Genomic DNA, 20,277 nt, shown 5'->3' with positions numbered 1-20,277 from the left:
CCCCGATTCCGGTCCCTGTCCCACCACAACTACCGGCTCTACCTCGCCGGCAGCCTGGTCTCCAACGTGGGCACCTGGATGCAGCGCGTCGCCCAGGACTGGCTGGTCCTGACCATCCCCGGCAACGGCGGCGCCGCCCTGGGCCTCACCACCGGCCTGCAGTTCCTGCCCGTGCTGCTGCTCTCGCCGTACGCCGGCGTCGTCGCGGACCGCATGTCCAAGCGCCGGCTGCTGCAGATCACCCAGACCGTGATGGCGTTGTCCGCCCTCGCCCTGGGTGTGATCGCCGCGCTGGGCGTCGCGCAGACCTGGCACGTCTACCTGATCGCGTTTGTCTTCGGCATCGGCTCGGCCTTCGACGCCCCGGCCCGCCAGGCGTTCGTCTCGGAGATGGTGGGCTCCGAGGACGTCACCAACGCGGTCAGCCTCAACTCCGCCGTGTTCAACGCCGCACGCCTGGTCGGCCCCGGCATCGCGGGCCTGCTCATCGGCCTCGGTGGGGGAGGGATGCAGGCGACGGGATGGGTGATCCTGATCAACGCGGTCTCCTACGTCGCGGTGATCTACCAGCTGCGCCGGATGGACCCGGAGGCGCTGCACTCGCCGCGCCCCGTCGCCCGCGAGCCGGGCATGCTGCGTGCCGGCGTCGCCTACGTGCGCACCCAGCCCAAGATGATGCTGATCCTGGTCGTGGCGTTCTTCGTGGGCACCTTCGGGATGAACTTCCAGATCACCTCCGCGCTGATGGCCACCGAGGTCTTCGGCAAGGGCGCCACCGAGTACGGCGTCCTCGGCTCCGTGCTCGCCATCGGGTCGCTGGCCGGGGCACTGGTCGCAGCCGGCCGCACCCGGGTGCGGCTGCGGCTTCTGCTCGGCGCGGCGGTCGCGTTCGGGGCGGCGGAGATCGTCGCCGGCGTGGTGCCGACGTACCTCACGTTCGTGCTGCTGTGCCCGGTGCTCGGGTTCGCCTCGATCACCGTGCTGAACTCCTGCAACGCCCTGCTGCAGACCGAGAGCACCCCGGCGATGCGGGGCCGGGTGCTGGCGATCTACATGACCATCGTGCTCGGCGGAACGCCGCTCGGCGGCCCGTTCATCGGTTGGATCGGCGAGCACTTCGGCGCCCGCTGGACGCTCATCGTCGGGGGAGCGCTGGTGCTCGTCGGCGTCGCTGCCGCGGTGTCGGTGCTGGGCCGTTCGCGGCGTCGGCAGGAGGCGCTTGCGAGCCCGGAGCGGGAGCCTGCCATGCTGCACGCGTGAGCACAGCACCATCCTCCACGACCCCCGCCGCTACCGGACAGGGCGGCGCCCTGGACCGCTACTTCCGCATCGGCGAGCGCGGCTCGACGCTCGGCCGCGAGGTTCGCGGCGGCGTCGTCACCTTCTTCACGATGGCCTACATCGTGGTCCTCAACCCGCTGATCCTCGGCGCGGCGACCGACATCGACGGCAAGTTCCTCGGCGGCGGCGAGGAGCCGAACGTCACCGCCATCGCGGCCGGCACGGCGCTGGTGGCTGGGGTGCTGACGATCCTGATGGGGGTCGTGGCGAACTACCCGATGGCCATCGCCACCGGGCTCGGCCTCAACGCCTTCCTCGCCTTCTCGGTGGCCACCCAGATGACCTGGGCGGACGCGATGGGACTGGTGGTGATCGAGGGCCTCATCATCCTGGCGCTGGTGCTCACCGGGTTCCGCACGGCGGTGTTCCGGGCCGTGCCCGCCCAGCTCAAGGTCGCGATCTCGGTCGGGATCGGCCTGTTCATCGCGCTGATCGGGTTCGTCGACGCCGGCCTCGTCACCCGGGTCGGTGACGCCGCCAACAGCACCGTGCCGGTGCAGCTCGGCACCGGCGGTCACCTGGCCGGGTGGCCGGTGCTCGTCTTCGTCGTCGGCCTGCTGCTCATGGTCGCGCTGTGGGTGCGCCAGGTGCGGGGCGCGATCCTGATCTCGATCCTGGCGATGACCGTGGTCGCCGTCGTCGTCGAGGCCGTGGGCGACCTCGGCAGCGCCGCCGAGAAGGCGGGCGGCTGGGCGCTGACCGTGCCCGCCTGGCCCGACGACCTGTTCGTCGCCCCCGACTTCGGCACCCTCGGCGAGTTCAACCTGCTCGGCTCGTGGGAGAACGCCGGCGTCGTCACCGTCCTGCTCCTGATCTTCTCGCTGCTCCTGGCCGACTTCTTCGACACCATGGGCACGATGACCGCGATCGGTGCGGAGGCCGGCCTGCTCGACGAGGAGGGCATGCCGCCCAACGCCCAGCGGATCCTCGTGGTCGACTCGCTGGCCGCCGCGGCCGGCGGCGCCGCCGGCGTCTCCTCCAACACCTCGTTCATCGAGAGTGCCTCGGGCGTCGGCGAGGGGGCCCGTACCGGGCTGGCCTCCGTGGTCACCGGCCTGCTGTTCCTGCTGACCATCTTCTTGTCGCCCTTCGTGGCGATGGTGCCGTCGGAGGCGGCCGTGCCGGCCCTGGTCCTCGTCGGCTTCCTGATGATGCAGCAGGTCACCGGCATCAGCTGGAACGACCCCGACATCGCGATCCCGGCGTTCCTGACGATCGTGCTGATGCCGTTCACCTACTCCATCTCGGTGGGCATCGGCGCCGGCTTCGTGTCGTACGTCTTCATCAAGCTGGTGCGCGGAAAGTTCCGCGAGGTGCACCCGCTGATGTGGATCGTGGGCGCGCTGTTCGTCGTCTACTTCGCCATCGAGCCGCTGACCGGCTGGTTGACCTGATCACCCCGTTACCAGATGGCCGGCCGCATTTTGACCCCTGCTCCGCACGGCGGGTAACCTCGAATCTTGTGTCTGGGGTGACCCGACACGTCGAGCACGCCCTCGATCACGCCGGCTCGCGCCGGCGACGAGCGGGAGCTCATTCGGCACAGCAGGATCGCAACACCCCGTGTCCGGCAAGGTGCCGGCACAGAGAGCTAACCGAAAGGGAACCACCAGGTGCCCACCATTAATCAGTTGGTCCGCAAGGGCCGCCAGGACAAGGTGTCCAAGAACAAGACGCCTGCCCTGAAGGGTTCGCCCCAGCGCCGCGGTGTCTGCACCCGCGTCTACACCACCACCCCCAAGAAGCCGAACTCCGCCCTGCGCAAGGTCGCCCGTGTGCGTCTGTCCAGCGGCGTCGAGGTCACTGCCTACATCCCGGGTGAGGGTCACAACCTCCAGGAGCACTCGATCGTGCTCGTCCGCGGCGGTCGTGTGAAGGACCTGCCCGGTGTTCGCTACAAGGTCATCCGCGGCGCCCTGGACACCCAGGCCGTGAAGAACCGTAAGCAGGCTCGCAGCCGCTACGGTGCCAAGAAGGAGAAGAGCTGACATGCCGCGCAAGGGCCCCGCTCCGAAGCGGCCGATCGACGTCGACCCGGTCTACGGTTCGCAGCTGGTGAGCCAGCTTGTGTCGAAGGTGCTGCAGGACGGCAAGAAGCAGGTCGCGCAGCGCATCGTCTACTCGGCGCTCGAAGGCACCCGCGAGAAGACCGGCACCGACCCGGTGATCACCCTCAAGCGTGCGCTCGACAACGTGCGCCCCGCGATCGAGGTCAAGTCCCGCCGCGTCGGTGGCGCGACCTACCAGGTCCCGATCGAGGTCAAGGGCACGCGCGGCACCACGCTCGCGCTGCGCTGGCTGGTCGGCTACGCCGCGGACCGTCGTGAGAAGACGATGGCCGAGCGCCTGCAGAACGAGATCCTCGACGCTGCCAACGGCCTCGGTGCCGCGGTGAAGAAGCGCGAGGACACGCACAAGATGGCCGAGTCCAACAAGGCCTTCGCTCACTACCGCTGGTGACTTCGTCGGAGCGGGCCTCCTGCGGGCGGCCTGCTCCGGCCCACCGGTTCCATCCACTTACCTAAGGAACGCTGACTCACGTGGCAGTCGACATCACGACGGACCTCAACGTCGTCCGCAACATCGGCATCATGGCGCACATCGACGCCGGCAAGACCACCACCACCGAGCGGATCCTGTTCTACACCGGTATCAACTACAAGATCGGCGACACCCACGAGGGGTCGGCGACGATGGACTGGATGGAGCAGGAGCAGGAGCGTGGCATCACGATCACGTCGGCCGCGACGACCTGCTGGTGGAAGAAGCACCAGATCAACATCATCGACACCCCCGGGCACGTCGACTTCACCGTCGAGGTCGAGCGGTCGCTGCGCGTCCTCGACGGCGCGGTCGCGGTCTTCGACGGTGTCGCCGGTGTGGAGCCCCAGTCCCAGACGGTGTGGCGTCAGGCCAACAAGTACGCCGTCCCGCGGATGTGCTTCGTCAACAAGCTCGACCGGACCGGCGCGGACTTCTACCGCGTGGTCGACTCGATCATCCAGAAGCTGAACTCGACCCCGCTGGTCCTGCAGCTGCCGATCGGTTCCGAGGGCGACTTCATCGGCGTCGTCGACCTGGTCGAGATGAACGCCAAGGTCTGGCGTGGCGAGACCAAGACCGGCGAGGACTACGTCGTCGAGGAGATCCCCGCCGACCTGGCCGACAAGGCCGCGGAGTACCGCGAGAAGCTTGTCGAGACCCTCGCCGAGGCCGACGACGACATCATGGAGGTCTACCTCGAGGACGGTGACGTCTTCGACGTGCCGACTCTCAAGGCCGCCATCCGCCGCGCGACCCTGGCCGACAAGCTCAACCCGATCCTCACCGGCACCGCGTTCAAGAACAAGGGCGTGCAGCCCCTGCTCGACGCGATCGTCGACTACCTGCCCTCGCCGCTCGACGTGGAGGCCATCGTCGGCCACAAGCCGGGCGCCGAGGAGACCCCGGAGAACGAGGTCACCCGCAAGCCGTCCAGCGACGAGCCCCTGGCCGCCCTGGCGTTCAAGATCGCCGCCGACCCGCACCTGGGCAAGCTGACGTTCGTCCGCGTCTACTCGGGCAAGCTCGAGGCCGGCGCGACCGTGCTCAACTCGAGCAACGGTCGCAAGGAGCGGATCGGCAAGGTCTACCAGATGCACGCCAACAAGCGTGAGGAGATCGCGTCGGTCGGCGCCGGGCAGATCGTCGCGGTCATGGGCCTCAAGGACACCCGGACCGGTCACACGCTCTCGGACGCGTCCAAGCAGGTCGTGCTCGAGTCGATGACCTTCCCGGCCCCGGTGATCTCGGTCGCCATCGAGCCGAAGACCAAGGCCGACCAGGAGAAGCTCGGCGTGGCCATCGGCCGTCTGGCCGAGGAGGACCCCACCTTCGTCGTCAAGACCGACGAGGAGACCGGCCAGACCATCATCTCCGGCATGGGCGAGCTCCACCTGGAGATCCTGGTCGAGCGGATGAAGCGCGAGTTCAAGGTCGAGGCGACCGTCGGCAAGCCGCAGGTCGCCTACCGCGAGACCATCCGCCAGAAGGTCGAGAACCACTCCTACACGCACAAGAAGCAGACCGGTGGTTCGGGTCAGTTCGCAAAGGTTGTCATCAGCCTCGAGCCGAACATCGACCCCGAGACCGGCCTCGGCGCCGGCTACGAGTTCGTCAACAACGTCTCCGGCGGCCGTGTGCCCCGCGAGTACATCCCCTCGGTCGACAACGGCGGCCAGGAGGCCATGGAGTTCGGCGTGCTCGCCGGCTACCCGATGGTGGACGTGAAGTTCACCCTCGAGGACGGCGCCTACCACGACGTGGACTCCTCGGAGCTCGCGTTCAAGATCGCCGGCATCCAGGCGTTCAAGGAGGCCGCTCGCAAGGCGAAGCCGGTCCTCCTCGAGCCGATGTTCGCCGTCGAGGTGACCACGCCCGAGAACTTCCTCGGCACGGTCATCGGCGACATCAACAGCCGTCGCGGCCAGATCCGGGCCCAGGAGGAGCTCCACGGCGACATCGTGGTGTCCGCCATTGTCCCGCTGTCCGAGATGTTCGGGTACGTTGGCGACCTGAGGTCCAAGACCTCCGGTCAGGCGTCGTACTCGATGGAGTTCGACTCGTACGCCGAGGTTCCCACGAACATCGCCGACGAGATCGTCAAGAAGGCGCGCGGCGAGTAGTCCCGACCGGGACCTCTCGGCGCCGGGCTTCGGCGCACCACCCCATAAGTACGAGTCAAGTAACACACACATCAGGAGGAGCCCCCAGTGGCTAAGGCGAAGTTCGAGCGGACCAAGCCGCACGTCAACATCGGAACCATCGGTCACATCGACCACGGGAAGACGACGCTCACCGCGGCGATTTCCAAGGTTCTGCACGACAAGTACCCGGACCTCAACGAGGCCTCGCCGTTCGACCAGATCGACAAGGCCCCCGAGGAGCGCCAGCGGGGCATCACGATCTCGATCGCGCACATCGAGTACCAGACCGAGGCGCGCCACTACGCGCACGTCGACTGCCCGGGTCACGCGGACTACATCAAGAACATGATCACCGGTGCCGCGCAGATGGACGGCGCGATCCTGGTGGTGGCCGCGACCGACGGTCCCATGCCGCAGACCCGTGAGCACGTGCTGCTCGCCCGCCAGGTCGGCGTGCCCGCCCTGGTGGTCGCGCTCAACAAGTGCGACATGGTCGACGACGAGGAGCTCATCGAGCTCGTCGAGATGGAGGTGCGCGAGCTCCTCTCCGAGTACGAGTACCCGGGCGACGACATCCCGGTCGTGCGCGTTGCTGCCTTCCCGGCGCTGAACGGCGACGAGAAGTGGGGCAACTCGGTTGCCGAGCTCATGGCGGCCGTCGACGAGTACATCCCCCAGCCGGAGCGCGAGGTCGACAAGCCGTTCCTCATGCCCGTCGAGGACGTCTTCACGATCACCGGTCGTGGCACCGTCATCACCGGTCGTATCGAGCGCGGCATCATCAAGGTCAACGAGGAGGTCGAGATCGTCGGCATCCGCGAGGGCGCGATGAAGTCGACCGTCACCGGTGTCGAGATGTTCCGCAAGCTGCTCGACGAGGGCCAGGCGGGCGAGAACGTCGGCCTCCTGCTCCGCGGCACCAAGCGCGAGGACGTCGAGCGCGGCATGGTCGTGATCAAGCCGGGCACGACCACCCCGCACACCAACTTCGAGGCCTCGGTCTACATCCTCTCGAAGGAGGAGGGCGGCCGCCACACGCCGTTCTTCAACAACTACCGTCCGCAGTTCTACTTCCGGACCACCGACGTGACCGGTGTCGTGACCCTTCCCGAGGGCACCGAGATGGTCATGCCGGGCGACAACACCGACATGTCGGTCGAGCTGATCCAGCCGATCGCCATGGACGAGGGTCTGAAGTTCGCGATCCGTGAGGGTGGCCGCACCGTCGGCGCCGGCCGGGTCACGAAGATCACCAAGTGATCTGACCTGCTTCGGGGAGACCCCCGCTGCCTTCGGGCAGCGGGGGTCTTCTGCTTTTCCGGTACGTCTCCTCGGCCGGTCCGGTCCTGGGCGGGTGTGGGGCGTCCTCGGTCCACCCGGTCAGGCTTCCCGAGGGCGCCCTCCGCGCCCCGTGCGGCCCGGCTCTCCAAGCTACGCCGCGGGAGGTCCGGCATTTCGGTGAGAGGACTCCGGACCCGGAGAATGGGGGCGTGAACCACGGAGTACGACCGGCGCGCCCGCACCTCAAGCTGACCGAGGACGGGCGGTCGTTGCGCGAGGTGCTGACCTACGCGCGGCGGGGCAGCCGGCTGACGTCGCCGCGCCAGCAGCGCGGGTGGGAGCAGCACGCCGAGGAGTGGGTGATCCCGGACGAGGCCGTCGACGCCGAGGACTTCTCCTTCGCGCAGTGGTTCGGGCGCGAGGCGCCGATGATCGTGGAGATCGGCGGCGGGGTCGGCGAGGCCACCGCTGCGCTCGCGGCGGCCCGGCCGTCGTACAACGTGCTGTCACTGGAGGTCTGGATCCCCGGGGTCGCGGAGAGCATGTGGCGCGTCGGCGAGGCCGGCGCGAGCAACGTGCGCTTCTGCAGCGTGGACGCGGTGTGGACCTTCGAGCACCTTCTCGCCGAGTCCAGCCTCAGCGAGGTGTGGACCTTCTTCCCCGACCCGTGGCACAAGTCGCGTCACCACAAGCGGCGGCTGGTCAACGCCGAGAACGCCGCGCTGATCGCCTCCCGGCTCGAGCCCGGCGGGCTGTGGCGGCTCGCCACGGACTGGGCGGAGTACGCCGAGCAGATGGCCGAGGTGCTGGACGCCGAGCCGCTGCTCGAGGGTGGCCGGGTGGAGCGGTGGGCCGAGCGCCCGGTGACGAAGTTCGAGCGCAAGGGCCTGGCCAAGGACCGCGACATCGCGGACTTCGCCTACCGCCGCGTCTGAGCCCGGCGCGGTAACACAAGGTTGACCGTCACGAGGCGGCGTGTCGCCGGGGGCCGCACCACGGGCGGCGTACGTTCCGATCAATGACGGGTGGGGAGCCCGTCACTGCGGGAGGCCCGACGTGAGACTTCACGACTGCGCACCCCGGCCCCTCTACAACGGATAGGGCCGGGCGGCCCTCGCGGGCGCGTGCGGTCCGGTGAGGTGAATCGTGTCGAACACCAGCACCAGCGAGATCGGCGCCCAGCGCCGTACGTACGTCCTCGACACCAGCGTGCTGCTGGCCGACCCGGCCGCGATCCGCCGGTTCGCCGAGCACGAGGTCGTCCTGCCCGTCGTCGTCATCACCGAGCTCGAGGCGAAGCGGCACCACCCCGAGCTGGGCTACTTCGCCCGCGGCGCGCTGCGGATGCTCGACGGCCTGCGGGTCAGCCACGGCCGGCTCGACGCGCCCGTCCCGGTCGGCGACGAGGGCGGCACGCTGCGCGTCGAGCTCAACCACACCGACGCGTCCTCGCTGCCCTCGGGCTTCCGGCTCGGCGACAACGACACCCGGATCCTCGCGGTCGCGCGCAACCTCGCCGACGAGGGCCACGACGTCACGCTGGTGTCCAAGGACCTGCCGCTGCGGATCAAGGCGTCCGCGGTCGGCCTGAGCGCGGAGGAGTACCGCGGGGAGGCCGTCGCCGACTCCGACACGGGCTACAGCGGCATGGCCGAGGTCGAGATCGAGGCCGAGGCCCTCGACGAGCTGTACGACGACGGCACCCTCGACCTCGCCGAGGCACGTGAGCTGCCCTGCCACACCGGGCTGGTCCTGCTCTCCGAGCGCGGCACCGCCCTGGGACGCGTCGGCCCGGACAAGCAGGTGCACCTGGTGCGTGGCGACCGGGAGGCGTTCGGGCTGCACGGCCGCAGCGCCGAGCAGCGGGTCGCCCTCGACCTCCTGCTCGACCCCGACGTCGGCATCGTCTCCCTGGGCGGCCGTGCCGGCACCGGCAAGTCCGCCCTCGCGCTGTGCGCGGGGCTCGAGGCGGTGATGGAGCGCCAGCAGCACAAGAAGGTGGTCGTCTTCCGCCCGCTGTTCGCCGTCGGCGGCCAGGAGCTCGGCTACCTGCCGGGCTCGGAGTCGGAGAAGATGTCGCCCTGGGGCCAGGCGGTGTTCGACACCCTCGGCGCACTGACCTCCACCGACGTCGTCGACGAGATCCTGCACCGCGGCATGCTCGAGGTGCTGCCGCTGACCCACATCCGCGGCCGCTCGCTGCACGACTCCTTCGTGATCGTGGACGAGGCGCAGTCGCTGGAGCGCAACGTGCTGCTCACCGTGCTCTCCCGCATCGGCGCCAACTCCAAGGTGGTGCTCACCCACGACGTCGCCCAGCGCGACAACCTCCGCGTCGGCCGCCACGACGGCATCGTCGCGGTCGTGGAGAAGCTCAAGGGGCACCCGCTGTTCGCGCACGTCACGCTGACGCGTTCCGAGCGCTCCCCGATCGCGGCCCTGGTCACCGAGATGCTGGAGAACGTCGTCGTCTGAGTGGCGGCCTGAGAGGCAGTCTCAGCGGTGCTCCCCACGTCGTACGGCCCACACCTGGCGGTGTGGGCCGTACGACGTTCTGGTGCGGGTTCGTCGCAACTGGTGTGGCCTGAAGACACCAGTGGTGTCCACGTGACGAATGAGGCACCCAGGCTGTCCACAAGCCCGGCGGTTCGGTTTGCAAGCCCTCGCTGACTCAGGCATGGTGAACGCTGGCCGCCGGCGGTGTGACAACGGTGTCGGGCCCGATGATGGCGGCAGTCCTGTAGTCGAGCCCGGATGCGAGAACTTGTCGAAGCACGCGAAGCCTGTGCCCAAGCACCGCGGAACCCCGAAGCACGCCCACCTCGCCGAGGCGCCCCGCAAGGCGGCTCGTAACGCGTTGGTGCTGTCGTCGGTCGCCGCTGCCGTCACGGGCGTCTCGGTCGCTGCCGGCACCTTGGGCAAGGACGCCGCAGCTCCGGCCGCCGCGACCCGCGCTGAGATGAAGTCGTTCACCGTCGACACCCCGGCCGCCGATGCCGGCAAGGCCGTCGAGGAGCGCCGCGAGGTCGTCTCCCGCTCCGACCGGCGCCCCGCCGCCGACCCGGCCAAGGCCGCCACGCTCGTCGAGAGCGACCCCGCCGCGCTGACCGATGCGCGCAAGCTCTCCGACTCCGACCCGCGCGACATCGCCCGTGCGCTGATGGGGGAGTTCAACTTCTCGGCCAGCCAGTTCGGCTGCCTCGACTCGCTGTGGACGCGCGAGTCCAACTGGCGTTGGAACGCCGACAACCCGAGCTCGAGCGCCTACGGCATCCCGCAGGCCCTGCCCGGCTCGAAGATGTCGTCCGCCGGGGCCGACTGGGCCACCAACCCCGCCACCCAGATCCGCTGGGGCCTGGGCTACATCAAGGACCGCTACGGCAGCCCCTGCAGCGCCTGGGGTCACTCCGAGTCCCACGGCTGGTACTGAGCTGAGCTGCCGCCGAGGCGCCCTCGTCGCTGCGGCCCGCCGCGCTGCCGCACAGGGCGGCGCCGGGGCTCTCGCAGGTCGGTGCCGGATCCTCAGACCAGTCGTTTCTTCTGCACCTTCCCCATCTCGTTGCGGGGGAGGTCCGCGACGAAGCGGACCTCGCGCGGGCGCTTGTGGGCGGAGAGCTCGGCGCCGACGAGGCTGACGAGCTCCTCGGCCAGGCCCGCCTCGTCCACCACGGGCTCCCGCGGCACGACGTACGCGACGATGCGCTGGCCGAGGTCCGCGTCGGTGACCCCGACGACCGCGCACTCCGCGACGGCGGCATGGCCCAGCAGCACCGACTCGATCTCGCCGGCGCCGACCCGGTAGCCACCGGTCTTGATCAGGTCCACCGACTCCCGACCGACGATCCGGTGCCGGCCCGCGGCGTCGATCGTGGCGACGTCGCCGGTGCGGAACCACCCGTCCGCGGTCCACGCCTGCGCCGTGGCGTCGGGGCGGTTGAGGTAGCCGGCGAAGGTCGTGGCGCCGCGCACCTGCAACTGGCCGACCGACTCGCCGTCGTGGGCGACCTCGGCGCCGTGCTCGTCGCGCAGCCGGGTCGCCACGCCCGCGATCGGCACCCCGACACAACCCGCCGTGGCGGAGCCGTCGGCGCGCGTGGCGACGGTGATCAGGGTCTCGCTCATGCCGTAGCGCTCCACGACCCGCAGGCCGGTCAGCCGCTCGATGCGTTCGAAGACCGGCACCGGGAGCGCCGCGCTGCCCGAGACCAGCAGCCGGGCACCGCGCAGGGCGGCGGCATCCGCGGGGGAGTCCGCGACCCGGCTCCACACCGTCGGCACGCCGAAGAACATCGTCGCGCCAGCGCGCGCTGCGGCGGCGTAGCGCTCCGGGGTGGGTCGTGTCGTGTGCAGCAGCCCGCAGCCCAGCCGCAGCGGGCCGAGCACGCCCAGGATCAGGCCGTGCACGTGGAAGAGCGGCAGGCCGTGGGCGAGCACGTCGTCCCCGGTCCAGTCCCAGGCCTGCGCCAGGCCGTCGAGCCCCGCGGCCACCGCGCTGCGCGGCATCAGCACACCCTTGGGCGGCCCCGTGGTGCCGGAGGTGTAGAGCACGAAGGCGATCGCGTCGTCGGCCACCGCCACCGGCCGGTACGACGCCCGGGCGGTGACGTCCACGCCGAGGTGCTCCAGCGGGGTGCTCCCGGGAGGCAGCCCGGCGGCGACGGCGGGTGGTGCGGCGCCCAGCCAGGCGTCGGGTCGGCTGTCGCGCAGCACGTGCTGCAGCTCGGCGGCGCCGGAGTCCGGAGGCACCGGCACCACGGTGACGCCGGCGAGCACCGCGCCCGCGACGGCGACGACGGTCTCGATGCTGGGTGTCGCGTTGACCGCGACCCGGGTGCGCCCGTGGAGCCCGCTCGCCACTGCCGACGCCGCGCCGAGCAGCTCCGAGCCGGTGAGCGTCGTGCCGTCGATGCTCACCGGCCGCTGGGTGCCCTGGATCAGGGCGCTCAGCAGCGCCGTCGAACCGGCCACGTCTCCACCGTCTCCACCGTCTCCGCCGTCGTGCACGCGCCCATCATCCTCCGCCTCGGCCCGGGGTGGGGCCGGAGGGGCGGGCGTCCGCGCCGGGCGTCAGGGCAGGCGTCAGGGCAGCGCTCAGGGCAGGCGGGGGCGACCGCTCACGGGTGGGTCATCGACATCAGGTCGAGCGCCGCGTCGAGCTGCTCGAGGGTGAGCTCGCCGCGGTCGACGTACCCACCGGCGAGGACCGTCTCCCGGATGGTGGCACCCTCGGCGAGCGCCTGCTTGGCGATCTTCGCGGCGGTCTCGTAGCCGAGGTACTTGTTCAGCGGGGTGACCACCGACGGCGAGGACGCCGCGTAGCGCGCCATCCGCTCGGCGTCCGCGGTGATGCCGTCCACGCACCGATCCGCCAGCGTGCGCGAGGCGGCCGCGAGCAGCCGGGTCGACTCCAGCACGTTGCGGGCGATCACCGGGATCGCCACGTTGAGCTCGAAGCTGCCGCTGGCGCCGGCGGCGGTGACGGCGGCGTCGTTGCCGATCACCTGCATGCACACCATCAGCGTCGCCTCGGGCAGCACCGGGTTCACCTTGCCGGGCATGATCGAGGAGCCCGGCTGCAGGTCGGGCAGGTGGATCTCGGCCAGCCCGGTGGTCGGCCCCGAGCCCATCCAGCGCAGGTCGTTGCAGATCTTGGTCAGCCCGACGGCGATGGTGCGCAGCACCCCGCTCAGCTCGACGAGGGAGTCGCGCGTGCCCTGGGCCTCGAAGTGGTTGCGCGCCTCGGTGAACGCCTCGCCGGTGGCGGCCGAGAGCGCCTCGATCGCGTTCGCGGCGAAGCCGGGCGGGGTGTTGATGCCGGTGCCCACGGCGGTGCCGCCGAGCGGCAGCTCCCGCACCCGCGGCAGCACGGCCTCGAGGCGCTCGATGCCGTAGCGCACCGTGGCGGCGTACCCGCCGAACTCCTGGCCGAGGGTGACGGGGGTGGCGTCCATCAGGTGGGTGCGGCCGGACTTCACCAGGTCCGCGAACTCCTCCGCCTTCGCCTCCAAGGACCCGGCGAGCACATCCAGCGCCGGCACCAGGTCGCCGGTCGTGGCCAGCGTCGCGGCCACGTGCACCGCGGTCGGGAAGGTGTCGTTGGAGGACTGGGAGGCGTTGACGTGGTCGTTGGGGTGCGCCTCGACGCCGGCGCGCTGGCACAGCGAGGCGATCACCTCGTTGGTGTTCATGTTGGAGCTCGTGCCCGACCCGGTCTGGAAGACGTCGATGGGGAACTGCGCGTCGTGCTCGCCGGCGGCGACCGCCTGCGCCGCGGCGATGATCGCCTCGGCGACCTCGGGTGCCAGCACCTCGAGCTCGGCGTTGGCGCGCGCCGCGGCGGCCTTGACGTGGCCCAGCGCGTGGATCAGGGCGGGTTCGATCGGGGTGCCGCTGATCGGGAAGTTCTCCACCGCCCGCTGCGTCTGGGCGCGCCAGAGCGCGTCGGCGGGCACCTGCACCTCACCCATGGAGTCGCGCTCGGTGCGGAAGCCGGGGCTCTGTTCGCTCGCGTCGCTCACGCCTCGAACCTAGCGCGGCCAGGAAGGGGCGCCGGCTCTCCAACAAGCCGCATTGTTCTAGTGCGATACGGCGATCATCGACGGCTCGCTGGCGCCGGGGGACAGGCTCCCGCCCGCCCGCGAGCTCGCCGTCGGCCCTCGACGTCAACATGCACACGGTGCTGCGTGCCTACGGCGTGCTGGGCGGCGGCAGGTCCACGAGCTCCTCCAGCAGGCCGCTCGCCTCGGGATGAGTCCCGACGGGCTGGTCGACGAGATCCGGAGGGCGGCCTCATGACGAACCGGCTCGGACGGCCCAGTGCTGGCCGCGCCGTCGACTGGGCCGCGCCGCCTCAGTCGAACAGCTCGGAGAGCCAGCTCTCCCGCTTGCGCTTCTTGTACGGCTGGCCCTGCGGCCCCTGGCTGCGCCGCTCGTCGTACCTGTCGTAGGTCGGGGCGGGCTGGACCGGAGGCTGCTGCGGAGAGGTGATGGTGACCGAGCGGTCGATGATCTTGTCCAGCTCGCCGCGGTCGAGCCACACGCCCCGGCACTGCGGGCAGTAGTCGATCTCGATGCCGCTGCGCTCGGTCATCACGAGCGTGGTCTCATCGTTGGGGCAACGCATGGGCTCTCCTCCTGCGGTGGGTCGGTACCCCGGCAACGACCGGCACCGGCCCGCGGTTCCCACCCGACGGCCTCGGCACACCCGCCTCGGTGGCTCCCGCCTCAGTGTCTCGGCGAGCGCTGCACCGTACGACGCCCCGCGAGCGCCGGACGCGGCCGGCGCACGGCGGGTGACCAGAGCACCGCGGTGTCGCGGCCCTGCGCCTTGGCGGCGTAGAGCGCGTCGTCAGCGGCGACCATCGCCGCGTTGCTCGTCGGCGGCTGGTCCAGCAGCTCGAAGGGCGCCGCGCCGATGGAGGCCGTCACCGCCACCGGCAGCCCGGAGCGCAGGCCCGTGCGCCGTACCGCCTCGAGGATGCCCTCCGCGACGGAGCGGACCGCCGCGGTGCCACCGGAGTCCAGCAGCACGGCGAACTCGTCGCCACCGAGCCGGCTCAGCGCGGAGCCGGCGGGAAGGCAGGGGCCGATGGCCTCGACGATCTCGACCAGCAGGGTGTCGCCGGCGCCGTGCCCGGTGCTGTCGTTGACCTCCTTGAACCGATCGATGTCGACGATCAGCAGGCCGCCGACCGCCGGGCGCTCGGTGAGGTGGCGCTCCAGGGCGGTGCCGAACCAGCGCCGGTTGGTGGTGCCGGTGAGCGGATCGTGGTCGGCGAGGTAGCGGGCCCGCTGCTCGGCGTGGCGCAGCGCGAGCTCCGCGGCGCGGCGCTGCGTCACGTCGCGCAGCGCGGCGGCGGTCCAGGTGCCCTCCTTGGTCTCCACGGGGCCGAGGCTGACCTCGACCGCGACCCGGGAGCCGTCCTTGCGCAGCGCGGCCAGCTCGCTGCCCGAGCCCATCGCACGGTGCTCCGGTGACCGCAGGTAGGCGGCACGCTTCGCGCTGCGCTCGCTGCGGGTCGGCTCGGGCACCAGGCACTCGACCTCCGTGCCGACCAGCTCGTCGGGCCGGTAGCCGAGCAGCTCGTTGACCCGCCGGTTGGCGTAGCGGATGGTGCCACTGCGGTCGATGATGATCGTGGCGTCCGGGGCGGCGTCGAGAAAGCTGCGCACACGCTCGGAGGCGGCTGCCGCCTCGCGCTCGGTCCGCTTGCTGGCCGTGATGTCGAGCCCGATCGTGCCGATCCCGAAGACCACCCCGCTCCCGTCGGTGACCGGGAAGCGCGTCAGCTGCCAGTCCCGGCGCTCCCCGTGCATGTCGACGTAGAGCTCCTCGGTGCTGGTGACGCCGTGGTCGCGGGTCCGCTGCGCCTGCGCGGCGAGCGCCTCTCGGGCATTGGCGGGGTAGTGGTCCCGGGCGTTGCGCCCCGGCAGGGTGCCGCCCTCGGGCAGCAGCAGCCGGTCCGCGAACGGGCTGGAGCGCACGTAGGTACCGTCGGTGTCGGCCAGCGTCACCATGGCGGGGATGCTCGCGAAGATCGCCTCCAGCTCCTGGGTCAGCCGCAGGCGCTCCTGCTCGGTGCGCTGCACGGTCAGGCCGGTGATGGTGACCACGCACGCCAGGCCGACCACCATCACGGCGGTGAACAGCGCCAGGCCGAGGTGGGGGTCCAGCAGCCCGCGGTGCTCGGTGACGTCGTGCACCTGCGCCAGCAACGCCGGGCCGAGGACCACCGCGGGCAGCAGCCGGCGCACGAGCGTGCCGGCCAGGCCGCGGTCCATCAGCAGGTTGAGCGGCGGCATCGGCGCGTTGCAGCACAGCAGGCCGACGAGCATCACGTCGAGCGTCACGAGGAGCAGAGGCAGGCTGGCCAGGTCCGCGGTGACCAGCCCGGTCGCCTCGCCGCCGAGCAACAGGCCCATCTGCACGGCGAGGACCACCGCGGAGAAGACCGCGCCCGCCACCGCGCCGAGGATCCGCGCCCGGGGGCGGGTGGCGCCCGTGAGCAGCCGGCTCAGCGCGAAGGTGATCATCGCCAGCACGCCGGTGGGGTGCGGAGGCCGTACGTCGTCGGCGACGAGCGGCAGGGCGCGCAACGTGGCCCCGGCGCCGGTGGTCAGCTCGAGTGCCATCAGCAGGCCGACCGCCAGCGGCACGAGCGCCATCCGGCGGGCGAGCCCGGGACGCCGGCGGTGCAGTGCGAGGCTGGCACCGGAGCCGAGGAGGCTCAGCGCGAGGTCGGGACGCAGCGCCCTTGTCGCGTCACCGAGCAGGAACGCCGCGAGCAGCGCGGCCCCGACCGCCGCGACCAGGGCGCCTGAGAGCACCGGGGCGGCCGCGACCCACCTCGGAACCGGAGCCCCCACCACTCCCTCCACGGGACCATCCCACCTGTTCTGCGCGTCTCGCGCAGCACATCCGGGACGAAGTGGTCCGACCGGGACGCCGCATGGTCAGGCCGGACCAGGACCTACTGGGACGAACGGACCCGGATGCCCGCCAGCGGCACCGTCACCGCACCGCCGGGGTCGGTGAAGAAGTCGTTGCCCTTGTCGTCGACGACGATGAAGGCGGGGAAGTCCTCGACCTCGATCTTCCAGACCGCTTCCATCCCGAGCTCGGGGTACTCGATGACCTCCTGGCTCCGGATGCAGTCCTGGGCCAGGCGGGCGGCGGGGCCGCCGATCGAGCCGAGGTAGAAGCCGCCGTGCTCGGCACACGCCTCGGTGACCTGCTTGGAGCGGTTGCCCTTGGCCAGCATCACCATCGACCCGCCGGCGGCCTGGAAGGACTTCACGTAGGAGTCCATCCGGCCGGCGGTGGTGGGGCCGAAGGAGCCCGACGCCATGCCCTCGGGGGTCTTGGCCGGCCCGGCGTAGTACACCGGGTGGTCCTTCATGTACTGCGGCATCTCCTCGCCGGCGTCGAGGCGCTCCTGGATCTTGGCGTGCGCGATGTCGCGGGCCACCACGAGAGGGCCGGTCAGCGAGAGCCGGGTCTTGACCGGGTACTGCGAGAGCTGGGCGAGGATCTCCCTCATCGGTCGGTTGAGGTCGACCTGGACGACCTCGCCGCCGGCGATGTCCTCGGCGATGCCGGCGTCGGGCATGTACTGCGCGGGGTCGGTCTCGAGCTGCTCGAGGAAGACGCCCTCGGCGGTGATCTTGCCGAGCGCCTGGCGGTCCGCGGAGCAGGAGACCGCGATGGCGACGGGACAGGAGGCGCCGTGTCGGGGCAGGCGCACCACGCGCACGTCGTGGCAGAAGTACTTGCCGCCGAACTGGGCGCCGATGCCGAAGCCCTGGGTGAGCTTGAAGACCTCCTCCTCCAGCTCGAGGTCCCGGAAGCCGTGGGCACTCATCGAGCCTTCGGTGGGCAGGTTGTCGAGGTAGTGCGCGGAGGCGTACTTCGCGGTCTTCAGGGCGAACTCCGCCGACGTGCCGCCGATGACCACGGCCAGGTGGTACGGCGGGCAGGCGGCCGTGCCGAGCGAACGGATCTTCTCGTCCAGGAACTCCAGCATCCGCTTGGGGTTCAAGATCGCCTTCGTCTCCTGGAAGAGGAAGGACTTGTTGGCCGAGCCGCCGCCCTTGGCCATGAAGAGGAACTTGTACTCCGGCGACTTCTGGTCCCCGCCGGGGGTGGAGTAGAGCTCGATCTGCGCCGGCAGGTTGGAGCCGGTGTTCTTCTCGTCGTACGTCGTCAGCGGGGCCAGCTGGCTGTAGCGCAGGTTCAGGCTGGTGTAGGCGTCGAAGACGCCCTTGCTGATCCACTCGGCGTCGTCGGCGCCGGTGAGCACACCCTCGGACTTCTTGCCCATCACGATCGCGGTGCCGGTGTCCTGGCACATCGGCAGCACGCCGCCGGCGGAGATGTTGACGTTCTTGAGCAGGTCCAGGGCGACGAAGCGGTCGTTGCCGGAGGCCTCGGGGTCGTCGATGATCCGGCGCAGCTGGCGCAGGTGCGCGGGACGCAGGTAGTGGCTGATGTCGTGCATCGCCTCGGCGGTGAGCCGCTGGATGGCGGCCGGGTCGACCTTGAGGAACGTCCGGCCGTCCGGCCCGGCGACGGTCTCGACGCCCTCGGTGGTGATCAGCCGGTACGGCGTGTCGTCCGCGCCGGTCGGGAGGAGGTCGGAGTACCGGAACTCTGCTTCAGCCACGGTCGCTGAGGATAACCGCTGCGCCGCCCTCACGAGGTGGCGGCCCGGGCCGCGGCGGCGGCCCGCTCCACCCAGCGCGGCACGTCGCCGTAGCGCTGGGAGGGGACCAGCCCGCCGGCCGCACAGCACGCGACCAGCTGGCTCATCCGGCGCTCCCGGGTGGCCTCCTGCTTGGCGTTGAGCACCCACGTCACGCACAACCGCCGGTATCCCGCGGTCGCCTCGGCCCAGAACGCGGCCGCGGCCGGGTCGGTGGCCAGGCGGGCGGCGTACGCCTCGGGCAGGATCGGCTCACCGTCGCGCTCGTGGAGGTAGGGCGCGGGGGAGGTGCGGCGTTGCTCCCAGATCGCCAGGCCGCTGGGCTGCATCCGGCCCTCGGCCCGCAGCCGCTCGACGAGCTCCAGGTTCACCCGGCTCCAGTTGCTCGTGGGCCGCCGCGGCGTCCAGCGCTGGCGCCTCGAGTCGTCGTCGATGCGCTGGGCGACCGAGTCGATCCAGCCCCAGCACAACGCCTCCGGCACGGCCTGCTCCCAGGTCAGGCCGCGATCGGGCACGTGCTTCTTGTACAGCCCCATCCACAGCTCCGTCGCGGTGTCGTGGTGCGCGGCCAGCCAGGCGCCGAACTCCGCGGCGTCGGCGAAGAACCGGGCGGGCCGCTCCGGCGTGCCGCCCATCCGCCCCGGCCCCGGGTCCTCGCTCAGGGACTCGTCCATGGCTCCAGCCTGACACCGGCCGCCGACAGCGTCGGTACGGCGCCGGGCAGGATGGGCCCATGAGTCGACCCGTGCTGGCGGTGGGTGCCCTCGGCGGCACCATCGCCTCGACCCCCTCCGCCGCCGGCGGCTCCGCCGTGGTGCCGACCGCGGGTGCCGCCGAGCTCGCCGCCGCGGTGCCCGGCCTCGCCGACCTCGCCGCGGTGCGAGCCACGACGCTGGCCCGGCTGCCGAGCCCGTCGCTGGCCGAGACCGACCTGCTGGGCGCGCTGGCGTGGGCGCGCGCGGAGGTGGGCGCCGGCGCGCAGGGCGTGGTGCTCACCCAGGGCACGGACACCCTCGAGGAGTCCGCGTTCCTGCTCGACCTGCTCTGGGACTCCCCGGTGCCGCTGGTGCTCACCGGGGCGATGCGTGCGGCCGATGCCGCTGGCGCCGACGGTCCCGCGAACCTGCTCACCGCCGCCCGGGTCGCCCTCGCCCCGGCCTCGGCCGGCCGCGGGGTCCTGGTCGCCCTCGCCGAGCAGGTCCATGCCGCCCGCTGGGTGAGCAAGACGGACTCGATGGCACCGGCGGCGTTCGCCTCGCCGTCGTTCGGCCCCGTGGGGCGCTGCGTGGAGACCGAGGTCCGCTATGCCGCGCCGCCGCCCCGGCGCGCCGCGGCGCTGGCCGTCCCCGGCGACCGCGCGCCGGCCGCGCGGCGGCCACGGGTGCCGCTGGTGGCCACCCACCTGGGCGACGACGGGTTCGTGCTGGGCTCGCTCGACCTCGCCGGCGTCGACGCGGTGGTGGTGGCCGGGCTCGGTGCCGGGCACGTGTCGACGGCGATGGCCGACGTCGTCGGGCAGGTCGCCGCCGTCGTGCCGGTCGTGGTCGCCACCCGCACCGGTGCAGGACCGACCGCCCGGGCGACGTACGGCTACCCGGGGGCCGAGCTGGACCTGCTCGACCGCGGCGTGCTGGGGGCGGGTTGGTTGCCGCCGGTCAAGGCGCGGCTGCTGCTGTGGGCGCTCGCGCTCACCGGTCCGCTGGACCGGGGCCGGGTGGCCGCCGCCCTGGCGGAGCACGGCGCGCCCTGACGCCCGCCCTCGGGTCGGG

At 71.3% G+C, this 20,277-nt stretch carries 16 protein-coding genes; 10 read left to right on the top strand and 6 right to left on the bottom strand.

Annotation, left to right across the window (positions count from 1 at the left end; all coding sequences use genetic code 11):
• Nucleotides 1-15 precede the first annotated feature (15 nt).
• The 9 genes from KG111_RS15050 (at nucleotide 16) to KG111_RS15010 (ending at nucleotide 10,737) form a co-directional block, all read left to right on the top strand.
• A complete protein-coding gene (locus KG111_RS15050) occupies nucleotides 16-1,260 on the top strand; it encodes an MFS transporter (protein ID WP_205291121.1) in 1,245 nt (414 codons plus the stop codon).
• Nucleotides 1,257-2,735, top strand: coding sequence for an NCS2 family permease (locus KG111_RS15045; protein ID WP_205291090.1), 1,479 nt, complete (start codon nucleotides 1,257-1,259; stop codon nucleotides 2,733-2,735). Before KG111_RS15050 ends, KG111_RS15045 begins: the two co-directional genes overlap by 4 nt.
• Before the next feature lie 219 nt (nucleotides 2,736-2,954).
• Nucleotides 2,955-3,329 carry a 30S ribosomal protein S12 gene (gene rpsL / locus KG111_RS15040; protein ID WP_109692297.1) on the top strand — a complete coding sequence of 125 codons (375 nt, stop codon included), beginning with the start codon at nucleotides 2,955-2,957 and terminating at the stop codon, nucleotides 3,327-3,329.
• 1 nt (nucleotide 3,330) lies between these two features.
• On the top strand, nucleotides 3,331-3,801 hold the full coding sequence (gene rpsG / locus KG111_RS15035) for a 30S ribosomal protein S7 (protein WP_205291089.1): 471 nt from the start codon (nucleotides 3,331-3,333) through the stop codon (nucleotides 3,799-3,801).
• An 80-nt stretch (nucleotides 3,802-3,881) separates the two neighbouring features.
• Nucleotides 3,882-6,005, top strand: a complete 2,124-nt coding sequence (gene fusA / locus KG111_RS15030) for an elongation factor G (protein WP_205291088.1) — start codon at nucleotides 3,882-3,884, stop codon at nucleotides 6,003-6,005.
• A gap of 87 nt (nucleotides 6,006-6,092) precedes the next feature.
• On the top strand, nucleotides 6,093-7,286 hold the full coding sequence (tuf, locus tag KG111_RS15025) for an elongation factor Tu (protein WP_205291087.1): 1,194 nt from the start codon (nucleotides 6,093-6,095) through the stop codon (nucleotides 7,284-7,286).
• A 230-nt stretch (nucleotides 7,287-7,516) separates the two neighbouring features.
• Nucleotides 7,517-8,242, top strand: a complete 726-nt coding sequence (gene trmB / locus KG111_RS15020) for a tRNA (guanosine(46)-N7)-methyltransferase TrmB (RefSeq protein WP_205291086.1) — start codon at nucleotides 7,517-7,519, stop codon at nucleotides 8,240-8,242.
• Between the two features lie 211 nt (nucleotides 8,243-8,453).
• A complete protein-coding gene (gene phoH2 / locus KG111_RS15015) occupies nucleotides 8,454-9,782 on the top strand; it encodes an RNA 5'-3' helicase PhoH2 (protein ID WP_249666154.1) in 1,329 nt (442 codons plus the stop codon).
• A gap of 289 nt (nucleotides 9,783-10,071) precedes the next feature.
• The gene (locus tag KG111_RS15010; protein WP_205291085.1) at nucleotides 10,072-10,737 is read left to right on the top strand and encodes an aggregation-promoting factor C-terminal-like domain-containing protein; all 666 of its coding nucleotides are present in this window, start codon (nucleotides 10,072-10,074) and stop codon (nucleotides 10,735-10,737) included.
• Nucleotides 10,738-10,829: 92 nt separating this feature from the next.
• Here KG111_RS15010 and KG111_RS15005 read toward each other — a convergent pair whose 3' ends face one another.
• The 6 genes from KG111_RS15005 to KG111_RS14980 all read right to left on the bottom strand — a co-directional run bounded on the left by KG111_RS15005 (nucleotide 10,830) and on the right by KG111_RS14980 (nucleotide 19,182).
• A complete protein-coding gene (locus KG111_RS15005) occupies nucleotides 10,830-12,275 on the bottom strand; it encodes an acyl-CoA synthetase (RefSeq protein WP_205291084.1) in 1,446 nt (481 codons plus the stop codon).
• 146 nt (nucleotides 12,276-12,421) lie between these two features.
• Complete coding sequence (locus tag KG111_RS15000) at nucleotides 12,422-13,825, bottom strand: class II fumarate hydratase (protein ID WP_283770566.1); 1,404 nt, start codon at nucleotides 13,823-13,825, stop codon at nucleotides 12,422-12,424.
• Between the two features lie 332 nt (nucleotides 13,826-14,157).
• Complete coding sequence (locus KG111_RS14995; protein ID WP_205291083.1) at nucleotides 14,158-14,430, bottom strand: TFIIB-type zinc ribbon-containing protein; 273 nt, start codon at nucleotides 14,428-14,430, stop codon at nucleotides 14,158-14,160.
• 101 nt (nucleotides 14,431-14,531) lie between these two features.
• A complete protein-coding gene (locus tag KG111_RS14990) occupies nucleotides 14,532-16,685 on the bottom strand; it encodes a PAS domain S-box protein (RefSeq protein WP_205291082.1) in 2,154 nt (717 codons plus the stop codon).
• A 92-nt stretch (nucleotides 16,686-16,777) separates the two neighbouring features.
• On the bottom strand, nucleotides 16,778-18,469 hold the full coding sequence (locus KG111_RS14985; RefSeq protein ID WP_205291081.1) for a fumarate hydratase: 1,692 nt from the start codon (nucleotides 18,467-18,469) through the stop codon (nucleotides 16,778-16,780).
• A gap of 29 nt (nucleotides 18,470-18,498) precedes the next feature.
• A complete protein-coding gene (locus KG111_RS14980) occupies nucleotides 18,499-19,182 on the bottom strand; it encodes a YdeI/OmpD-associated family protein (RefSeq protein WP_205291080.1) in 684 nt (227 codons plus the stop codon).
• A 59-nt stretch (nucleotides 19,183-19,241) separates the two neighbouring features.
• Between KG111_RS14980 and KG111_RS14975 the strand changes: the two genes are divergently transcribed.
• Nucleotides 19,242-20,258 (top strand): asparaginase domain-containing protein, encoded by a 1,017-nt coding sequence (locus KG111_RS14975; RefSeq protein WP_205291079.1) that lies wholly within the window; start codon nucleotides 19,242-19,244, stop codon nucleotides 20,256-20,258.
• The last annotated feature ends 19 nt before the right edge of the window (nucleotides 20,259-20,277 follow it).

The sequence above is a fragment of the Nocardioides faecalis genome (genome assembly GCF_018388425.1).
Lineage (GTDB): Bacteria > Actinomycetota > Actinomycetes > Propionibacteriales > Nocardioidaceae > Nocardioides > Nocardioides faecalis.
Note: the sequence above shows the minus strand (reverse complement) of the source record. Positions and strands in the feature narration are given on the sequence as shown.

Excerpts from the sequence above, each read along its gene's own strand:
- rpsG (WP_205291089.1), top strand. The coding sequence starts at position 3,331 with ATGCCGCGCAAGGGCCCCGCTCCGAAGCGGCCGATCGACGTCGACCCG.
- KG111_RS14995 (WP_205291083.1), bottom strand. The coding sequence starts at position 14,430 with ATGCGTTGCCCCAACGATGAGACCACGCTCGTGATGACCGAGCGCAGC.
- KG111_RS14980 (WP_205291080.1), bottom strand. The coding sequence starts at position 19,182 with ATGGACGAGTCCCTGAGCGAGGACCCGGGGCCGGGGCGGATGGGCGGC.
- KG111_RS14975 (WP_205291079.1), top strand. The coding sequence starts at position 19,242 with ATGAGTCGACCCGTGCTGGCGGTGGGTGCCCTCGGCGGCACCATCGCC.